General features: G+C 68.2%; 14 protein-coding genes. 5 read left to right on the plus strand and 9 right to left on the minus strand.

The genetic code is table 11. The features are described from left to right. Positions 1 to 17: 17 nt before the first annotated feature. The 4 genes from ATK74_RS13995 to ATK74_RS14010 all read right to left on the minus strand — a co-directional run bounded on the left by ATK74_RS13995 (position 18) and on the right by ATK74_RS14010 (position 3,872). Positions 18 to 371 carry a DUF2200 domain-containing protein gene (locus ATK74_RS13995; protein ID WP_098461621.1) on the minus strand — a complete coding sequence of 118 codons (354 nt, stop codon included), beginning with the start codon at positions 369 to 371 and terminating at the stop codon, positions 18 to 20. Between the two features lie 14 nt (positions 372 to 385). Beyond that, the gene (locus ATK74_RS14000) at positions 386 to 1,222 is read right to left on the minus strand and encodes a helix-turn-helix transcriptional regulator (RefSeq protein WP_098461622.1); all 837 of its coding nucleotides are present in this window, start codon (positions 1,220 to 1,222) and stop codon (positions 386 to 388) included. 62 nt (positions 1,223 to 1,284) lie between these two features. Then, positions 1,285 to 2,223 carry an SDR family oxidoreductase gene (locus ATK74_RS14005; protein ID WP_098461623.1) on the minus strand — a complete coding sequence of 313 codons (939 nt, stop codon included), beginning with the start codon at positions 2,221 to 2,223 and terminating at the stop codon, positions 1,285 to 1,287. A 107-nt stretch (positions 2,224 to 2,330) separates the two neighbouring features. Then, positions 2,331 to 3,872: an MATE family efflux transporter gene (locus ATK74_RS14010; RefSeq protein ID WP_098461624.1), complete on the minus strand. Its 1,542-nt coding sequence runs from the start codon at positions 3,870 to 3,872 to the stop codon at positions 2,331 to 2,333. Between the two features lie 303 nt (positions 3,873 to 4,175). Here ATK74_RS14010 and ATK74_RS14015 point away from each other — a divergent pair, with 303 nt between their 5' ends. Next, positions 4,176 to 4,895 carry a hypothetical protein gene (locus ATK74_RS14015; protein ID WP_143483689.1) on the plus strand — a complete coding sequence of 240 codons (720 nt, stop codon included), beginning with the start codon at positions 4,176 to 4,178 and terminating at the stop codon, positions 4,893 to 4,895. A 341-nt stretch (positions 4,896 to 5,236) separates the two neighbouring features. Here ATK74_RS14015 and ATK74_RS14020 read toward each other — a convergent pair whose 3' ends face one another. From ATK74_RS14020 to ATK74_RS14030, 3 genes are all read right to left on the minus strand, one after another. Then, positions 5,237 to 6,421: an acetate/propionate family kinase gene (locus ATK74_RS14020; RefSeq protein ID WP_098461626.1), complete on the minus strand. Its 1,185-nt coding sequence runs from the start codon at positions 6,419 to 6,421 to the stop codon at positions 5,237 to 5,239. A gap of 25 nt (positions 6,422 to 6,446) precedes the next feature. Beyond that, entirely contained in the window at positions 6,447 to 8,507 is a 2,061-nt protein-coding gene (pta, locus tag ATK74_RS14025; RefSeq protein ID WP_098462293.1) for a phosphate acetyltransferase, read from the minus strand. Between the two features lie 92 nt (positions 8,508 to 8,599). Then, positions 8,600 to 9,397 carry a deoxyribonuclease IV gene (locus ATK74_RS14030; RefSeq protein ID WP_098461627.1) on the minus strand — a complete coding sequence of 266 codons (798 nt, stop codon included), beginning with the start codon at positions 9,395 to 9,397 and terminating at the stop codon, positions 8,600 to 8,602. Positions 9,398 to 9,578: 181 nt separating this feature from the next. Here ATK74_RS14030 and ATK74_RS14035 point away from each other — a divergent pair, with 181 nt between their 5' ends. From ATK74_RS14035 to ATK74_RS14050, 4 genes are all read left to right on the plus strand, one after another. Continuing rightward, positions 9,579 to 11,351, plus strand: a complete 1,773-nt coding sequence (locus ATK74_RS14035) for an AMP-dependent synthetase/ligase (protein ID WP_098461628.1) — start codon at positions 9,579 to 9,581, stop codon at positions 11,349 to 11,351. A gap of 147 nt (positions 11,352 to 11,498) precedes the next feature. Next, complete coding sequence (locus ATK74_RS14040; RefSeq protein WP_098461629.1) at positions 11,499 to 13,112, plus strand: FAD-dependent oxidoreductase; 1,614 nt, start codon at positions 11,499 to 11,501, stop codon at positions 13,110 to 13,112. 356 nt (positions 13,113 to 13,468) lie between these two features. Further along, positions 13,469 to 13,708 carry a helix-turn-helix domain-containing protein gene (locus ATK74_RS14045; RefSeq protein ID WP_098461630.1) on the plus strand — a complete coding sequence of 80 codons (240 nt, stop codon included), beginning with the start codon at positions 13,469 to 13,471 and terminating at the stop codon, positions 13,706 to 13,708. Positions 13,709 to 13,773: 65 nt separating this feature from the next. Continuing rightward, entirely contained in the window at positions 13,774 to 13,998 is a 225-nt protein-coding gene (locus tag ATK74_RS14050) for a helix-turn-helix domain-containing protein (protein ID WP_098461631.1), read from the plus strand. 8 nt (positions 13,999 to 14,006) lie between these two features. On the opposite strand, the gene ATK74_RS14055 is transcribed toward ATK74_RS14050, so the two are convergent. After that, a complete protein-coding gene (locus tag ATK74_RS14055; protein ID WP_098461632.1) occupies positions 14,007 to 15,575 on the minus strand; it encodes a VldE C-terminal domain-containing protein in 1,569 nt (522 codons plus the stop codon). Positions 15,576 to 15,713: 138 nt separating this feature from the next. After that, positions 15,714 to 17,321 (minus strand): VldE C-terminal domain-containing protein, encoded by a 1,608-nt coding sequence (locus ATK74_RS14060; protein WP_098461633.1) that lies wholly within the window; start codon positions 17,319 to 17,321, stop codon positions 15,714 to 15,716. Positions 17,322 to 17,379: the final 58 nt, after the last annotated feature.

Genomic DNA, 17,379 nt, shown 5'->3' on the forward strand with positions numbered 1-17,379 from the left:
GACTGGCGCGGACCTCCTCAGGCCGGGCTGCGCAGGATCGAGCTCATCTTCTTGCCGCGGGCCACCTCGTCGACGAGTTTGTCGAGGTAGCGGACCCGCTGCATCTGCGGATCGTCCATCTCTTCGACCCGGATCCCGCAGATCAGTCCGGTGATCAGCGACGCGTGCGGGTTGAACGACGGCGCCTGGTCGAAGAAGTCTCCGACAGTGGTCCGCTCGGTGAGGACCCGCGCCAGACCGTCCGCGTCGTAGCCGGTCAGCCAACTGATCACCTGATCGAGTTCGGCTTGGGTGTGGCCCTTGCGCTCGACCTTGGCCAGATAGAGCTGGTAGATGTCGCTGAACGGCGTGCCGAAGATCCGGTGGGTCATGGGATTCCCTTTCGCTACGAGCCGCGAAGCTCGTCCGCCAGGCTCAGGAGCTGCAGCTTCTCATAGCTTGCCGAGCCGGGCGCGGCGGTGAAGATCAGCAGATCCTGGCCGTGGTCCGGGTCATGCAGCAACTGGCACTGCAGGGTCATCACTCCGACAGAGGGGTGCTGAAGCTGCTTCTCGTAGGCATGTACCTCGGCGACCTCGTGGGCGGCCCACAGCTCGGCGAACTCCGGGCTCAGCGTGAGGAGCTCCGCCACCAGCAGATGCATCGGCGAGCCGGGGCGCTGTGCCGCGTAGATGCGCCTAGCGCCAGCGGTGAAGGTCCGCGAGTGCGCGGGGTGGTCTTCCTCGGGGTACACCCGCCGGGCGTCCGGGTCGGTGAACCACCGGTACAGCAGCGAGCGCGCCATCCCGGTGAACCGAGTCTCGTCGCCGAACAGCGTCCGGGCCGGTGGGGTCTGGACCAGGGTCTCGCCCATCTCGTTCATCACCTGGGCCGGGGTGTCCTGAAGCCTGTCGATCACCCGCATCAGCCCCGGCGCGACGTGGCGGGAGCGGGACGTCCGGCTCGGTGCATGATGGCCGGCGATCAGCAGCAGGTGATCCCGCTCGGCCAGGGTCAGGCGCAGTCCGCGGGCGATCGCACCGAGCATCTGTTCGGACGGTTGCGGCCCGCGGCCCTGCTCGAGCCGGCTGTAGTAGTCGACCGACATGTCGCACAGGGCGGCCACCTCTTCGCGGCGCAGCCCGGCGGTGCGCCGCCGCGAGCCGCGGCCCAGGCCGACGTCCTCAGGCTGCAGCGCCTCGCGCCGGGTGCGCAGGAAGTCGGCCAACTGGGCTCGGTCCATGCGGCAAGTCTCCTTCGTGGGTGATGGACGAACAAGCGCCCAGATTGGTGACCGGGGGGTGATCAGCCGGGGAAGCTCACCCCGGTCAGCTGCTCAGATTGCGCCCACAGCCGGGAGGCATCGGCGATCGACGTCATCGGCGTCCATGGCTTCTGCTCGGCCGGCGCGCCGCCGGCGTTGCCCGGCCCCTTCGGCCCGAAGAAGCGGCCCGCCTCGTCCGGCGCAGTGGCAGCGAGCAGGGCCGGCAGTGAGGCGCTGTCGGGGGTACCAACCAGCAGACCGAGCCGGGACAGCTGGGCGATCACCCGACGTCCCGTAGTGTCGTGCTCTCGACCCAACCCGGGCTGGGCGGCGAGCAAGTTCGTCGGCGAGATGCCGGGGTGAGACACGGCCGCCGTGATTCCCCAGCCGTCGGCCGCGCTGCGGCGCTGCAACTCGAAGCCGAACAGCGCCTCGGCCAGCTTCGACTGCCCGTAGGCGCTCATCCCGTTGCCGTAGCCCCGATCCCAGTTCAGGTCGGCGAAGTTGATGGACGCATTGCGCGCCACGACGCTGCTCTGCAGCACAACTCGTGCCGCGCCGTCGCGCAGCAGTGGCATCAGCCCCGCGGTGAGGGCGAAGTGCCCCAGATGGTTGGTCCCGAACTGCAGTTCGAACCCGTCGGCGGTGGTCTGCCGGGTCGGAGGCGTCATCACCCCGGCGTTGTTGATCAGCAGGTTGATCGGACGTCCCTCTTCGGCGAGCATCGTGACGAGGGCGGCGACCGATGCCAGCGACGACAGGTCGAGGCGCCGCGTCGACACGATGCCCGACGGTACCGCGGCCCGAATCCGATTCACGGCGTCATCGCCCTTCGTGGCGTTGCGGACGGGCAGCAGCACCTCAGCCCCGGCCGCTGCGAGCCGGGCCGCGATGTGGAAGCCGATGCCGTCGCTGGCTCCAGTGACGACAGCGAGCCGTCCGGTGAGGTCGGGCAGAGCGAGGTCGATGGCGCGGGCCATGGGTCTCCTTCGTAGGCGGTCCGCCGACGATCGGCGGTGATTCAAGAATCGCCTCGTCAGAGTGGGCCAACCAGAGCCCGGTTATCCAGGGATCGCCAGTGCCAGGATCAGCCGGCGGGCTCCAGGTCGATCGACGGCTCGACCGGGACGGAGGTTGCCGCGGGTGCGTCCTCGTCCTCGGAAAGTGCGATGCCGACCCCGCTGGCGGTGTCCCCGACAGGCTCGCAGTTCAGGCACGGCTCGAGGATGGGTGCTGCGGACGTGACTCCGTCCAGCACCTGGTTGAGCCGCTCATCGCTGACCGCCAGGCCGGTGGCTTCGTCCCTCAGCAGCTGATGGCGATGCCAGAACCACGAGATGAGCAGGGGAATCAGCGCCCCCAGCCAGGCCAGCGGAGCAGCCAGGCAGGCACCGAGGAAGCCGATCCGCTCGATCAGAACGATGCCGACCGTACCTCGGGCGGCCAGCTCCATGAAGCCGGCGATGGTCGGAACCACGGCCGCGCCCAGCCCCTGGATCGCGTTGCGCACCACGAACAGCACGCTGAGGATCCAGTAGAGAACGCCATTGATGATCAGATACTGATGAGCCATGGCGATCACTGCGGTCTCGTTGGGGCCGACGAACAGCTGCACCAGGTTCGTCCCGAACACCACGATGGCGACGCCGGTCGCGGCCGCCCAGGCCATGGCCAGCATGGTGATCCGGAAGACGCCGACTCGGATCCGCTCCCACTGGTGCGCGCCCCGGTTCTGCGCCACGTAGGTGCTCATGGCCACGCCGATGGACGCCAGTGGCGTCACCGCCACCTGGTCGACCCGCATGGCCGCGGTGAAGGCGGCAACGGCGTTGGTGCCCAGCCCGTTGATGCCGTACTGGAGCATGGCCGCGCCCACTGCGATCACCGACATCTGGAAGCCCATGGTCAGACCGAGTTCGGCCGACTCCCGCAGGTCGGCGCCGGAGACGCGCCAGTCGCTGCGGCTCAGATGCAGTTCGGGCATCTTGCGGGCGATCAGGATCAGGCACAAGACCACCGAGATCGACTGCGCCACCACCGTGGCGGCCGCCGCGCCGGCGATGCCCCAGTGCAGCCCGCCCACGAAGACGATCACCAGGCCGGCGTTCAGGACGCAGGCGATGACGAGGAAGATCAGTGGCGTCCGGCTGTCGCCCAGAGCGCGAATCAGGGCGCTGAGGAAGTTGAAGGCCACGGTCGCTGCCGCACCGGAGGCAAGGACGACCAGGAAGGTCGTCGAGTTCTCCAGGAGTTCGGGCGGAGTGCCCATCCAGGTCAGCAGGCCGCGCGAGCCGAACAGGCCGGCCACCATGATCGCTGCGGCGATGCCGACCCCGATCACCGCACTGGCTGCGACGGCCCGGCGCAGCCGGACCAAGTCACCGGAGCCGAAGGCCTTGGCCACCGGAATCGCCACGCCGGCCGAGGCGCCGAACGAGAAGCCGAACAGCAAGAACTGAATGCTGCCGGACGCACCGACGGCCGCCAGGGCGTCCACTCCGAGCACCTGCCCGACGACCATGGCATCGGTCACCGAGTAGAGCTGCTGGAACAGGTTGCCGATCAGCAGCGGCAGCGTGAAGAGGACGATCAGGCGAAGCGGTGGGCCGACCGTCAGGTTCTTGGTCATCTGGGAATCTCGCGAAGTGGCTTGTGGCGGCTCATGCAGGGGCATCCCGGCGGGCCGCAGAGGCGTGGGCGGCCGTTGAGACCGTTCTCAGCAGGTTAGGCCTGGGCCCGCAACAAAGTCCAACAAGGACGCCTTGTGCGATTCAGAGATGTGGGGACTAAGCGTGAGCTTCATCCACCGGCCCGGTGTGAGGGACGAGAGGATGGACAGGTGAACCTCAGACTTGTGACGGCGGGCCTCCTCTGCCTGGGACTCGCGCTTTCGGGCTGCGGCCCGCAGGATGCGGCGAACTCAGGTTCGACGATGCCGGGCAGTACGCCGGCCGAGCCTTCGGCGTCCGCCCTACCCCGGCTGGTCACCAGTGAAGGCAAGGACACCAGCCGCGGGCACAACGATCCGGACGGACTGTGGGCGCAGGCGGAGCGGGACGCGGCCGACGAGTTGATCGACGATGCCGCAGAGCTGCGCGAGCACCAGCGGAACTGGCGTCGTGCCGTCGAGTCGGACTTCCCACCCGGGGGAGACATCACCGTCGATCCGCGGACGTTCATGCCTCTGCAGGAGTTGATGGTGGAGGGCTTCGGAGTGACGGGGCCAAATCCCGGGCTGCTGAAGAGCCCAGACCCCACGCTGCTGCGAGAGGCTCTGCGCCGAGCCACGGAGCGGATCTTGCGGGTCAGGGCTGACGGGCGTGAGCTGTCTGAGTCGCAGGTTGAGGGGCGCGGGGAAGCAGACGACGACGAGGGCGACGAAGAAGGCGAGCAAGGCGAGACTGACGACGACTACACGCCGAACTACTTGTCCGAACCAGAGGGCTACACGGGTGTGGTCGGAATCTCGAACTTCGACACAAAGGGGGTGGCCTTCGTCTGGCTCGAGCGCACCACGCTCCGGATCGTCGCCGAGGAGCTCCGCCGGTCGGGTGCGGTGCCGGCCCGTATCGTCCCCTACCTCGATGTGGACACTCTCGCGTGGCTGCGCGAGCATGGGGAGACCTACCCAAGTGACGCCGAGCTGCGCTAGCGGCCACTTCTTCCGGCAGAGTCGGGCCGCAGGCGACGGGCAAGTTACACCGATGTAGTTATCCCCACTGTGGACAACTCCTGTGGATAACTAGTTGACGGCTCTGGCTCAGAAAATGACTTGGCCGGCCCGGGGGCCGCCACCCCCGAACCGGCCAAGAAGCATCTTCAGGAGTGGAACTCACTACCTGTTGATTGACTAGGGATTCTACGCTCCCTGGAGGGGTGAAATGGCAGGTCCCGCGCCAGGGGGACTACATGAAATTACGTAGACCGTAGTCCGGACCACAACCAACCCTGATCCCGGGACTGAGAGTCCCCGAATCCATGGTCGATTCGGCCTCAGCCGATGGCTGCCTTGGTCTCCCGGGCCATCGCCAGTTCCTCATTGGTCGGCACCACCAAGATGGTCACCTTCGAGTCCGGAGTGGAGATCACCCGCGGCTCCTTGGAGCGGACGGCGTTGGCGGCCTCATCCAGGCGGAAGCCGAGCGGCTGCAGCCGCGTGACAACTCCGGCGCGGACCAACGCATCGTTCTCGCCGACGCCGGCGGTGAAGGTCAGCGCGTCCACCCCACCCAGGATCGCCAGGTACGAGCCGACGTAGCTGACCAGGCGGTGCAGATAGACGTCCATGGCCAGGCGGGCTCGCTGGTCACCGGCGTTGATCAGCCCGGTGATGTCGCGGAAGTCGGTGGCCCCGCACAGTCCGAGCATCCCGGACTTCTTGTTCAGCAGGGCGTCCACCTCGTTCAGGTCGATGCCTAGTGCCCGGCCCAGGAACGCGTGCAGACCGGGGTCGACATCGCCGGAGCGAGTGCCCATCACCAAGCCGGCCAGCGGAGTGAGTCCCATGGACGTGTCCACAGCCACGCCGCGCTGGATCGCCGAGATCGAGGCGCCGTTGCCGAGGTGGCAGACGATCTGGTTGAAGCTGTCGTAGGGGCGGCCGAGCACCTCGGCCACCTTCTTCGAGACGTAGCTGTGCGAGGTGCCGTGGAAGCCGTACTTGCGGATGCCATGGGCGTGAGCCAGCTCATCGTCGATGGCGTAGGTGTAGGCGGCCGGCGGCAGCGTGGCGAAGAACGCCGTGTCGAACACCGCCACATGCGGGACGTCCGGGAGCACGGCCATGGCGGCCTCGATCCCGGCAATGCCCGGCGGGTTGTGCAGCGGGGCCAGCGGGCTGAGCTCGCGCAGCTTGGCCAGCACGGAATCGTCGATCACGGTCGTCTCCCGGAACGCCTCACCGCCATGGACGGTCCGGTGCCCGACGGCAACCACCTCGGAAAGCTTCGGTCCGACCTCGTCGAAGACCTTCACCAGGTGCGCCAGCGCATGCGCGTGGTCGGGGAAGCCGAGTGAGTCGTGCCGGCTCGAACCGCCGAAGTCGTGGTCGAGAGTGCTCTCGCTCTCGCCGATCCGCTGGATGATTCCGCTAGCCACCACCTCCTCGGTCGCCATATCGATCACCTGATACTTGATCGAGCTGGAACCGCAGTTCAGCAGCAGGACGGGTTCGCTCACAGCGCTCCTCGGATTGTCCGGATCTCTACTTGGCCGCCTGGGCCTGAATCGCCGTGATCGCCACGGTGTTCACGATGTCTTCCACCAGCGCGCCTCGGGACAGGTCGTTCACCGGCTTGTTCAGGCCCTGCAGGACGGGTCCGATCGCCACCGCGCCGGACGACCGCTGGACGGCCTTGTAGGTGTTGTTGCCGGTGTTCAGGTCCGGGAAGATGAACACCGTTGCCCGGCCGGCGACCGCCGACTCGGGCAGTTTGGTCTTGGCCACGACCGGATCGACGGCCGCATCGAACTGGATCGGGCCTTCCAGAGCCAGCTCGGGCGCCCGCTGCCGGACGATCTCGGTGGCGGCGCGCACCTTGTCCACGTCCACCCCGGTGCCGGAGGTCCCGGTGGAGTAGCTGAGCATGGCCACCCGCGGCTCGATGCCGAAGCCGGCCGCCGTGGCCGCCGAGCTGATCGCGATGTCCGCCAGCTGCTCCTCGGTCGGGTTCGGGTTCACCGCGCAGTCGGCGTAGACCACGACCCGGTCGGGCAGGCACATCAGGAACGAGCCGGACACCACGCTCACTCCGGGCCTGGTCTTGATGAACTCCAGCGAGGGACGAATGGTGTTGGCCGTGGTGTTGATGGCGCCCGACACCATGCCGTCGGCCATCCCCAGGTGAACCATCATGGTGCCGAAGTACGACAGGTCTTTCAGCTTGTCCTTGGCCTGTTCGAGGGTGACTCCCTTGTGAGCGCGCAGTCGGGCGTACTCGGTGGCGAACTGCTCAACCAACCTCGGGTCGGTCGGATCGACCACCTCGACTCCGGCCAGAGCCAGGCCCAAGTGGGTGGCGCGGGCCTTGATGGCACCGGCATCACCGAGCAGGATCAGCCGGGCCACGCCGCGGCGCAGCAGGATGTCGGCGGACTTCAGGATCCGATCATCGGTCGACTCGGGCAGGACGATGGTGCGACGGTCCGAGCGGGCGATCTCCTGCAGCTGATGCTCGAACATCAGCGGGGTGATCACCTCCGAGCGATGCACCTGCAGTGCGCTGAGCAGCGCCGGAACGTCCACGTTCTCGGAGAAGATCCGGCGGGCCACCTCGACCTTGCGCGGGCTGGACGTCATGGCGCCCTCCAGCCGGAACATCCGCTCGGCGGAGGTGAACGTGCCCAGCTCGGTGGTGCCGATCGGCAGCTCGTTGTGAATGCTGGTGATCAGGGTCTTGATCGTCTCGGGGATCTCGTAGCCGCCCAGCAGCAGGATCGCGGCCAGTGGGGGGAACGAGCCGGACGTATGGGCCAGCAACAGGCCGGGCAGCATGTCGGAGCGGTCGGACGGCATGATCACCGTCGACTCCGGCTCCAGCCGGGACAACACGTTCGGCAGGGTCATGGCGGCGACCAGGACGCTGGCCGACTCCCGGTTCAGGAGGGCCGGGTTGCCCAGCACCAGCTTGGCGTCGACGGAGGCGAACTGGTCGGCCACGGTTGGGGCGGCCAGCAGCTTCTCACACGGCAGGACGGCGACCAGGACGTCGGTGAGCTTGGCCAGCTCGGCCTTGACCGCGTCCACCAACTCAGGCTCGACCCGGTTGGCGATCACGGCCAGCACCTTCACGTGGTTGGCCCGGAACTCGCGCAGGCCGCCCTCGGCGGCTTCGCGGATCCCCTCGGCGTCGCGGGCCCGTCCGCTGACCACCAGGACCACCGGCGTGTTCAGGTTCGCGGCGACCTTGGCGTTGAAGTTCAGTTCGGTGGGTGAGGCCACGTCGGTGTAGTCGGAGCCGAGGATCACGACGTTCTCGTGCTTGTCCTTCAGCGCGGCGAAGCGCTCGACCAGGGTCGCCTGCGCGGCATCGGCGTCCGCACGGACGTCGTCGTAGGTGACCCCGATGCCTTCGTCGTAGCCCTGGCTGACGCCGGGCTGCTCGATCAGGGTCTGCAGGATCGGGTCCTTCACGCCGTCGCGGACCAGCGGACGGAACACGCCGACCGATCCCAGCGTGCGGGTGAGGGCCTCGATCAGGCCCACGGCCACCATCGACTTCCCGGTCAGGCCTTCGGGAGATGCCGCGTAGATGCTCGTGCTCACGCTGGTCAGGTTATCGCTGACTGAGGGTAGGCCGTGAACCGAGGTGCGTTCGTCCGGTTCGCCGATGGACGGATGTGCGGTGCCGACCACGCTCAGCTGGGGAGGTGCTGGCCGATCCAGGCCATGTCGACCAGATGCTGCGGCGTCCCGCCCGGAGTCTCCAGGATGATCGGTGCGCCCGCGGTGGCGAAGACCTCGGCCAAGCCCTCGGGATCGCACTGGCCGGCGCTCAGGTTGGCGTGCCGGTCGGCCCCGGAGCCGAAGGCGTCGCGGGAGTCGTTGCCGTGGACCAGATCGATCCGTCCGGTGATCGCCCGCACCCGGTCGACCAGGCCGCTGAGCTCATTGCCGGCCGCGTGGGCGTGGCAGGTGTCCAGGCAGAAGCCGACTCGGTCGGCGTTCGGCGAGCCGGAGATGGCCTCCCACAGTCGATCCAGCCGCTCGAGTTCCCTTGCCATGGCGTTCGCGCCGCCGGCGGTGTTCTCGATCAGCAGCGGGACGTCGATCTTCAGCCCGTCGATCGCCTTGCGCCAGTTCTCGAAGCCGACCTGCGGATCGTCGCTGGCCAGCACGTGGCCGCCGTGGACGATCACGCCGGCTGCCCCGATCTCGGCGGCAGCGGTGAGCTGCTTCTGCAGCTGCTGGCGACTCGGGATCCGGATCCGGTTGTTGGTGCTGGCCAGGTTCAGCACATAGGGCGCGTGGACGTACAGGGCCACGTCCGCTGCGGCCGCGGTCTCGCGGAGCCCGGCCGCCCCGCCGGCGTACTCGACCTTCGGCCCCTGCCAGGCCTGCGGATCACCGAGGAAGAACTGGCAGGCGCCGGCGCGTAACTCGGCAGCGGCGGCCACGGGATCGGTGGCGTCGACATGGGCTCCCAGGACTGGCATGCCCTGCAGTCTAGGCGGCGGCTCCGACCTCGCCCAGGGTCCACTGGGTGGGCGCTGATGGACCCGGATCTGGAGGCCATTAGGTGCAGTCCGAGGGGAGCCCGTGCACATCCGACCGACATGGTTGGCCAGAAACCTACGGAAGGGTAAGTTAGGCACGCCCACGACAAAGGAGCTTGAGATGGACGCAGGTCACCTGGCGGTCATGTTCGCCGGTTCGGTGGCCCGGCATGGTGAGCTTCCGGCCACGCGGGTCCGAGTGGACGGAGAGTTCGTCGTCCAGACCTATGCCGAGCTCGGCGCGCAGGTACGGCAGCTGGCCGCGCGGCTGATCGACCGTGGCCTGGCCCCCGGCGATCGGGTCGCCATCTTCTCCACCAACCGCCCCGAGTGGAGCCTGGCCGACTTGGCCTGCGCCACCGCGGCCCTGGTCAGCGTCCCGCTGTACCCGACCAGCACCCCCGAGCAGGTCCGCCACATCATCCGCGATGCCGGTGCCACCGTGGCTTTCGTGGCCGGCCAGGCCGAGATCGACAAGCTCACCGAGGCCGGGCTGGACGATGTGGCCGTGATCAGCTTCGACGAGCTGGACGGTGTGACCGGACTCAGCGACGAGTTGGCTGCGGCGCCGTCCGACTTCACGGCCGTGGAAGAGCGGCTGGCCGCGGCCCGCGCCGACGACCTGGCCACCATCATCTACACCTCCGGCACCACCGGTGAGCCCAAGGGTGTGATGCTCACCCACCGCGGCTTCACCCATCAGGTCGCCGTACTGAACCGCTACTTCACGATCACGCCCAAGGATTCGTCGCTCTGCTTCCTGCCGCTGAGCCACGCACTCGAGCGAGCCTGGACCTATGTGGTGCTGGCCGACGGCTGCCTGAACACCTATGTCCCCGACCCGCGCACGGTCGCCGAGATGATGGTGGCCGCGAAGCCGACGCTGCTGGCCAGCGTCCCCCGCCTCTTCGAGAAGGTGTTCATCACCGCGCAGGAGAAGGTGGCCGACAGCCCGCTGAAGAAGCGGATCCTGGCCTGGGCGCTGCGCACCGGAAGCGCCTATCACGACGTGCTGCGCGCCGGGAAGCACCCCGCGCCGCTGCTCACGCTGAAGCTCAAGATCGCCGACAAGCTGGCTCTGGGCGCGGTCCGGGACGCCATGGGCGGGCCCAAGGTCGTCCTGGCCTGTGGCGGAGCGCCGCTGCGCACGGAGATCGAGGAGTTCTTCTACGGCTGTGGCCTGCTGGTGCTGCAGGGCTACGGGCTGACCGAGGCGTCCCCGCTGGTCACCTTCCCCTCCTCGGCCAGCATTCGGTTCGGCACGGTCGGCAAGGTGATGGACGGCGGCGAGCTGCGAGTCTCCGACAGTGGCCAGATCGAGTACCGCGGCCCGAACCTGATGACCGGCTATTGGGGCAAGCCGGAGGAGACGGCCACCACCATCGTGGACGGCTGGCTGCAGACCGGTGACGTCGGCACGCTCGACGAGGACGGCTTCCTGCAGATCACCGACCGGATCAAGAACCTGATCGTCACCAGCAACGGCAAGAACGTCGCTCCGGCCCCGATCGAGGGGCTGTTGGCCAGCGACCCGCTGTTCGAGTACACCCTGGTGCTGGGCGACAACCGTCCGTATCTGACTTTGCTGGTCGCGCCCTCCTTGCCGCATCTGGAGGACATTGCCCATCAGCTGCAGGTGAGCTGGTCCAAGCGCGAGGAGCTGCTGAACAACCAGCAGGTACTCGACGAGATCCGGCGCCGGGTCAGCGAGCTGACCGCCAAGCTGCCCAAGCATGAGCAGATCCGCGATCTGCGGCTGCTGATCGAGGGCTTCACCCAGGAGAACGGCCTGCTCACCCCGAGCTTGAAGGTGAAGCGCCGTGAGGTCGAGCAGCGCTTCTCGGCTCTGGTCGAGGACATGTACAACCGCGCCGGCAAGTTCCTCAAGCGCTGACCTGAGCCCCTGGCTCGCCTCACTCCCTTCTCACCGTCCCTCCTGGCAGGGACGGTCTTGTTGCCGTCCTCGGAGGTCGCCGGCGGCCGGGGAGGTTCACACCGGCGAGTTGAGGACGGATACCCCGGGGGGTATATAGTCACCAGGGTGAAGACGGTGATTGTGGGTGGTGTTGCCGGCGGGATGTCCGCGGCGACCAGGTTGCGTCGGCTGGACGAGTCCGCCGAGATCGTGGTGCTCGAGCGCTCGGGGCATGTGTCCTTCGCCAACTGCGGGCTTCCCTACTACGTGGGTGGCGTGATCACCGACCGGCAGGCGCTGCTGTTGCAGACCCCGGCCAGCCTCAAGGCACGGTTCGGCTTGGACGTCCGGGTGAACTCCGAAGTGGTCGCCATCGACCGGGCCGGCAAGACGGTCACGGTCGCGAACCTGGCGGACGGCAGCCGCTACACCGAGAGCTACGACGCCCTGATCCTGGCCCCGGGTGCCGCGCCGTTCGTGCCGCCGATCCCGGGTGCCGAGCGCGCCCTCACCCTGCGCAACATCGCCGACGTGGACGCCATGGCCGCCGCTGTGGCCGATCGTCCGGATCGCGCCGCGGTGATCATGGGTGGCGGTTTCATCGGCGTCGAGCTCGCCGAGAACCTGATCCACAAGGGCTTTGAGGTGACCATCGTGGAGTTGGCCGAGCAGCTGCTGGCCCCGCTGGACGTCGAAATGGCTGCTCTGGTCGAGAAGAAGCTGATTGCCAACGGCGTCCGGGTGGTGACGGGAGCCTCGGTCACCGCCATCGCCGAGGACAGCGTGACCCTCTCCGACGGCAGCACCCTGGCCGCCGGTCTGGTGATCGCGGCCATCGGCGTCCGGCCGGAGACCACTCTGGCCGAGGCGGCCGGCCTGGAACTGGGCGAGCGCGGCGGGATCCTGGTCGACGAGCACCAGCGCACCTCCGATCCGGCGGTCTTCGCCGTCGGTGATGCCGTGGTGAAGCGGGACGTGATCAGCGGCGCCCAGGCCTTGGTGCCGCTGGCCGGCCCGGCCAACCGCCATGGACGCCTGGTGGCTGACGTGATCGCCGGACGGGCCGCGTCCGCCAAGCCCGTCCTGGGCACGGCAGTGGTCGGCGTCTTCGGCCTGACCGCTGCGGCCACCGGCTGGACCGAGAAGCGCGCCCGAGCCGCGGGCCGAGCCATCCGAGTGATCCACACTCACCCGGCCAACCACGCCGGCTACTACCCCGGTGCCGAAGGGCTCAGCCTGAAGCTGGTCGTCGACGCCGAGACCGATGCCGTCCTGGGCGCCCAGGGCGCCGGTGGATCGGGCGTCGACAAGCGAATCGACGTGATCGCCACGGCGATCCGCGGAGGCATCACCGCCTCCGAGCTGGCCGACCTCGAGCTCTCCTATGCGCCGCAGTTCGGCTCGGCCAAGGATCCGGTGAACATGCTCGGCTACATCGCCGAGAACCTGCGCGACGGGCTCACCGACACCATCCAGTGGCACGAACTGGACGCCGAGCTGGCTCGTGGCGTCCAGCTGATCGACGTCCGCACGCCGAGTGAGTATGCGGCCGGTGGCATCCCCGGCGCGATCAACATCCCGGTGGACGACCTGCGCGACCGCCTCGACGAGGTGGCCGACGACGTGATCGTGCACTGCCAGGTCGGGCTGCGTGGCTACCTGGCCGCCCGCACCCTTGCCCAATCCGGCCGCCGGGTCCGCAACCTCGATGGGGGCTACCGGACCTGGGCGCGCCTCTGAGCGTCCGTCCTTGTCGGGACGGTTGGTCGCGGCCCGCTCCGGGTCGCCCCGGCCGCGCTCCCAGGCGAGCGTTCGGCCAATTCTGTCCGCTATTTGTCTGTACGACTCTGTACGAAATCCGCCAATGGGCTGGGAGGATTTCATTACTGAGTTGTTCACTAGGACGAGCAGGCACTGATCGGTAAGCCGGGGACTTCAGGGACGCTGACCTGTTTCGAGGGGTGTGGCCATTTCGATGGCCGCTCGGGCATCAGCGACCGTGCAGCCGGCGCGCATGTCAGTGCCTGCCCGAACCAGAGTTCTTTTTCGTTGGCCAGGGGCAACCCTGGGCAACCACCACCCCGACAGGAATTTCTGTGCAGCAGCGGCCCACCAGGACCGAGATCGCCGTGTTGATCGATCAGGCGCGAAAGGATCGACATCTTTCGATCCGAACCGTCGCGCGAGTGGTCGGCGTGCCTTCTTCGACAATGCAGGGCTGGCTCTCGGCCCGGCACTTTCCGACCCCGGCCCTGCGGCCTCGGTTTCTTCGGCTGGTCGAGCTCCTCGAGCTCACCGACCAGCTTCATCCGGGGTTGTGGCTCGACGAGGACTGAACCGGGACGTCCGCTCGGTCACGTCGGTTCCCGGCGGATCCGCCGCGATGGGTGGACAATGAGCCATGCTCACCCCCGAGCGCTGGTCTGAGTTCGCCGACCTTCTGGACCAGACGCGCAAGACCCGGCATCTGTCGATCCGGGCCACGGCACGGCTGGCCGGTGTTCCGGCCACCACCGTTCAGGGCTGGCTGGACGGGACGCACAACCCGTCACCCACATCGCGTCCGCAGTTCCTGCGGCTGGTCTCCGAACTCGGTCTGGACCAGAAGCTGCCGCCCGGCTGCTGAGCCGTCCGCTACCCGCCGGGCGTGTCCGTCGGAGTGGGGCTGGGCGTGGGGGTCTCCGGCGGCGGAGGCGGTGTCGCCGCCTCGATCGGGCTGGTCGCCACCGAGGAAACCTGGACGCTGCCGTAGCCGGAGCGCCGTCCGGTGACCACCACTCGGAGCGCTATACCCGTTTGTGCCTCGGTGACCACGAACTCCCGTGAGGTGGCGCCGTCGATGGCCGTGTCCCCGGCGAACCACTGGTAGCTGAGGCTGGCTACAGCCGGCGTCCAGGCGGGCACGTTCGCGGTCAGGGTGCTGCCGACCTTCGCCGAGCCGCTGATGGTCGGTGCCGGCGTCGCCGTGAACGCCGCAACCACCTTCACCGCAGGAGTGGTCACGGTCAGGTCGGTGTAGCCGGCCAGCTTGCCGGTGACCCGCACCGAGAGCTTGTGACCGACATCGGAGGCCTTGGGCAGGTAGGTCGCCGCGGTCTGCTTCTTGATGGTCTTCCCGTCGCGCAGCCACTGGTAGCGGTAGCTGGTCGGCGTCGGGCTCCAGGTGCCCAGGTTGACGCTCAGCGGGGTGCCGAGCACGGCCTCCTCGGGCAGTCGGACGCCACTGGCCGCGAACTTTCCGCGGTAGATATCGGCGGTGCCCGGCGAGGTCCTGGCGGGCAGCACCACGTCCCCTACGGCCGCGGTCACCGTCACGCGGATCTCGGCGTTGTAGTCGGCCGCGACCAGTTGATAGGTCGCCCCGGTGGCACCGCTGATCGGCGTCCGGCCGCGCTTCCACTGGTAGCTCAGCGTGGCCCCGTCCGGCACCCAGGTGCCCGGCACCGCGGTCAGGGTGAGCCCGACCCGCGGGCTGCCGCCGATGTTGGGGTAGTTGCGCGGCGCCGGCAGGAAGGGGACCGGCACCGTGGTGCTCTGGTACGGCCAGCGCGTGGAGCCGGCCCGGGCGATCGTGCGCAGGCAGGCCGGCTTACCGGCGACGCCGCACTTGCCGTACAGCGGGACGGTCACCGGCACCCCGGTCCACCACGAGGTCTGCTTCATGGCACCGTCCCAGGTCAGCGAGATGTGCACATGGTTCTTGTGGTTGGCGGTGTACGAACCACGGCTGGCCATCTTCCGCCAGCCGAGCTCGGGGTAGTAGGTCGACCAGATCCGCTGGTTCCAGATCACGTACATGATCCCGAGCCGCCGGGCCACCTCACCGTTGTTGGCGGTGATCCAGGTCAGCGCCTTGTCGACCCGGCCGCGCTGGGACTTGCTCTTCATGTCCATGTGCCAGTCCAGCGCCCGTCCCTCCTTGTGCTCGGAGGTTCCACCGACGCTGCAGGCCCGGGAGATGCCGGACGATCCGCCGCCCCAGGTCTTGATCAGCAGGCTCAGCAGAGCCTTGGTGCCGGGCTTGGCCGTCGGCGTGCACCGGGACTGTGGGTCATAGCCGGGATGCGCATCGATGGTCGCCGTGGCCAGCGTCTTGGGCGGGTAGGGGCTCTTCGCTGCGGCGGACGGCACCGCGACCGGGCTGGTCCAGAGCAGCACGGTTGCACAGATCGCGGCCAGGAGTGCGGTGATTCGTCGGGTCATGGGATTCCCTTGGAGGTGGTGCTTGCACCCTAGCGACTCGGCCGCCGCCGGTTGGGGCGTCCGCCATCAGAAATTCGGCGGCAGCTCCGACGCTCGACGGTGCCGTGCCCCGGACGTTCGGGACGAGTGGGCGTCCGATCAGGCCGCAGCCAGCGGAGACGGGTTGGCCTCGGCCGTCGGCGCCCAGGCGGCCGGTGAGCTGGACGGCACCACGGCCGGATCCGGAGTCGCGCTGGCCGACAGGCCGGAGCTCGACACCACGGCGGTGGGCTCGGAGTAGACCTTGATCGTCCGATACCCCGACTTCGCCGCGGTGACCTTCACGGTGATCGTCTTCCCGACCAGGTCGGACGGAAGCACCACGGTGGCTTTGGTTGCCTTGGCGATCGCGACCCCGTCCGCGTACCACTGATAGGTCAGCTTCGACGGCTTGGGCGACCAGGTGCCCGTGATCACACTGAGCGTGGCGCCGGCCACCAGCGAGCCACGCACCTGCGGGATCGGGGCGCTGGTGAACTGGCGTAGCACTGTGGTCTTTGCCGAGGTCAGCGTCGTTGTCTGGTAGCCGGTGCTGGCGCCGGTGATCTTCACTGAGAGCTGGTGCTTGTTGTCGGAGCTCTTCACCTTGTAGGTGGCCTTCGTGGCACCGGAGATCTTCTTGCCGTCGCGCAGCCACTGGTAGCTGACCTTCTCCGGCTCCGGGGTCCAGCTGCTCACCCCGGCGGTCAGCGTCTTGCCCGGGGAGAACACTCCGGAGATGCCTGCGGCACCGGTGCTGAACTTCGCCAGGCTGACCTTGGCGGTGGCCGCCGAGGTGCGGGTGGTGGCGCTGCCGCTGCTGGGCTTGGCGGTGATCTGGACGCGCAGAGTCTTGCCGCCGAGGCTCGGGGCAATCTCGAGCGAGGCCTGGTCGGCACCCTCGATCGAGGTGCCGTTGGCCTGCCACTGGTAGCTCAGCTTCGCGTTTCCGGTGGCCCAGTTGCCGGTGGTGGCCTGCAGCGTGCGTCCGATCTGGGCGGTGCCGGTGATGATCGGGACGGCCTTGGGAGCGGCCACGAACTTCGCCGGGACGAAGGTCTCCTGGTACGGCCAGGTCTTGTCGGTGGACCGCGGGATCACCGGAAGGCAGCCGGGCTGCCCGGTGCCGCCGCAGGCGCCCTCGAGCGGGACGGTGACCGGCACTCCGGTCCACCAGGACGTCTGTTGGTAGGCGCCGTCCCAGGTCAGCGAGATGTGGACGTGGTCCTTGTGGTTGGCCGTGTAGGAGCCGCGGTCTGCTTCGTTCCGCCAGCCGCGGTCGGGGGCGTAGGTGGCCCACAGCTGCTGGTTCCAGATGATGTACATGATCCCGAGCCGACGCGCGATCTCGCCGTTGTTGGCGGTGATCCAGGTCAGTGCCTTGTCGACCTGGGCCACGTCGGAGGCGTTCTTGACGTCCATGTGCCAGTCCAGCGCCCGTCCCTCCTTGTGTTCGGAGGTGCCGCCGGTGGTGCAGGCGCGCGAGATTCCGGACGACGATCCGCCCCAGGTGGTGATCAGCAGGTTCAGCAGCGCGGTCGCGCCCGGCTTCGCGCTGGGCGAGCAGGTGGTCTGCGGCTGATAGCCCGGGTGGGCGTCGATCACATTGCTGGACAGGCTGGCCGGCGGTGCCGGGACCGGATCGGCAGCCCGTGCGGCCGTGGGCACGGCGACCCACAAGGCGATGCTGGTGAGCACCGCGATGCTGGCGCGGACGAGCTTGGGCATGCACTTCTTCCTGATCGGGGGATCCGAGTCAGAACGCTAGGCGACCACGGTTCGTCGG

The sequence above is a fragment of the Propionicimonas paludicola genome, assembly GCF_002563675.1.
GTDB classification, from domain to species: Bacteria; Actinomycetota; Actinomycetes; order Propionibacteriales; family Propionibacteriaceae; genus Propionicimonas; species Propionicimonas paludicola.

What these genes read in the sequence shown, in the direction of transcription:
- ATK74_RS14050 (WP_098461631.1), top strand. Translation starts at nt 13,774, where the DNA reads ATGCTCACCCCCGAGCGCTGGTCTGAGTTCGCCGACCTTCTGGACCAG.
- ATK74_RS14010 (WP_098461624.1), bottom strand. Translation starts at nt 3,872, where the DNA reads ATGACCAAGAACCTGACGGTCGGCCCACCGCTTCGCCTGATCGTCCTC.
- ATK74_RS14005 (WP_098461623.1), bottom strand. Translation starts at nt 2,223, where the DNA reads ATGGCCCGCGCCATCGACCTCGCTCTGCCCGACCTCACCGGACGGCTC.
- ATK74_RS14030 (WP_098461627.1), bottom strand. Translation starts at nt 9,397, where the DNA reads ATGCCAGTCCTGGGAGCCCATGTCGACGCCACCGATCCCGTGGCCGCC.
- ATK74_RS14000 (WP_098461622.1), bottom strand. Translation starts at nt 1,222, where the DNA reads ATGGACCGAGCCCAGTTGGCCGACTTCCTGCGCACCCGGCGCGAGGCG.
- ATK74_RS14060 (WP_098461633.1), bottom strand. Translation starts at nt 17,321, where the DNA reads ATGCCCAAGCTCGTCCGCGCCAGCATCGCGGTGCTCACCAGCATCGCC.
- ATK74_RS13995 (WP_098461621.1), bottom strand. Translation starts at nt 371, where the DNA reads ATGACCCACCGGATCTTCGGCACGCCGTTCAGCGACATCTACCAGCTC.
- ATK74_RS14035 (WP_098461628.1), top strand. Translation starts at nt 9,579, where the DNA reads ATGGACGCAGGTCACCTGGCGGTCATGTTCGCCGGTTCGGTGGCCCGG.
- ATK74_RS14015 (WP_143483689.1), top strand. Translation starts at nt 4,176, where the DNA reads ATGCCGGGCAGTACGCCGGCCGAGCCTTCGGCGTCCGCCCTACCCCGG.
- ATK74_RS14055 (WP_098461632.1), bottom strand. Translation starts at nt 15,575, where the DNA reads ATGACCCGACGAATCACCGCACTCCTGGCCGCGATCTGTGCAACCGTG.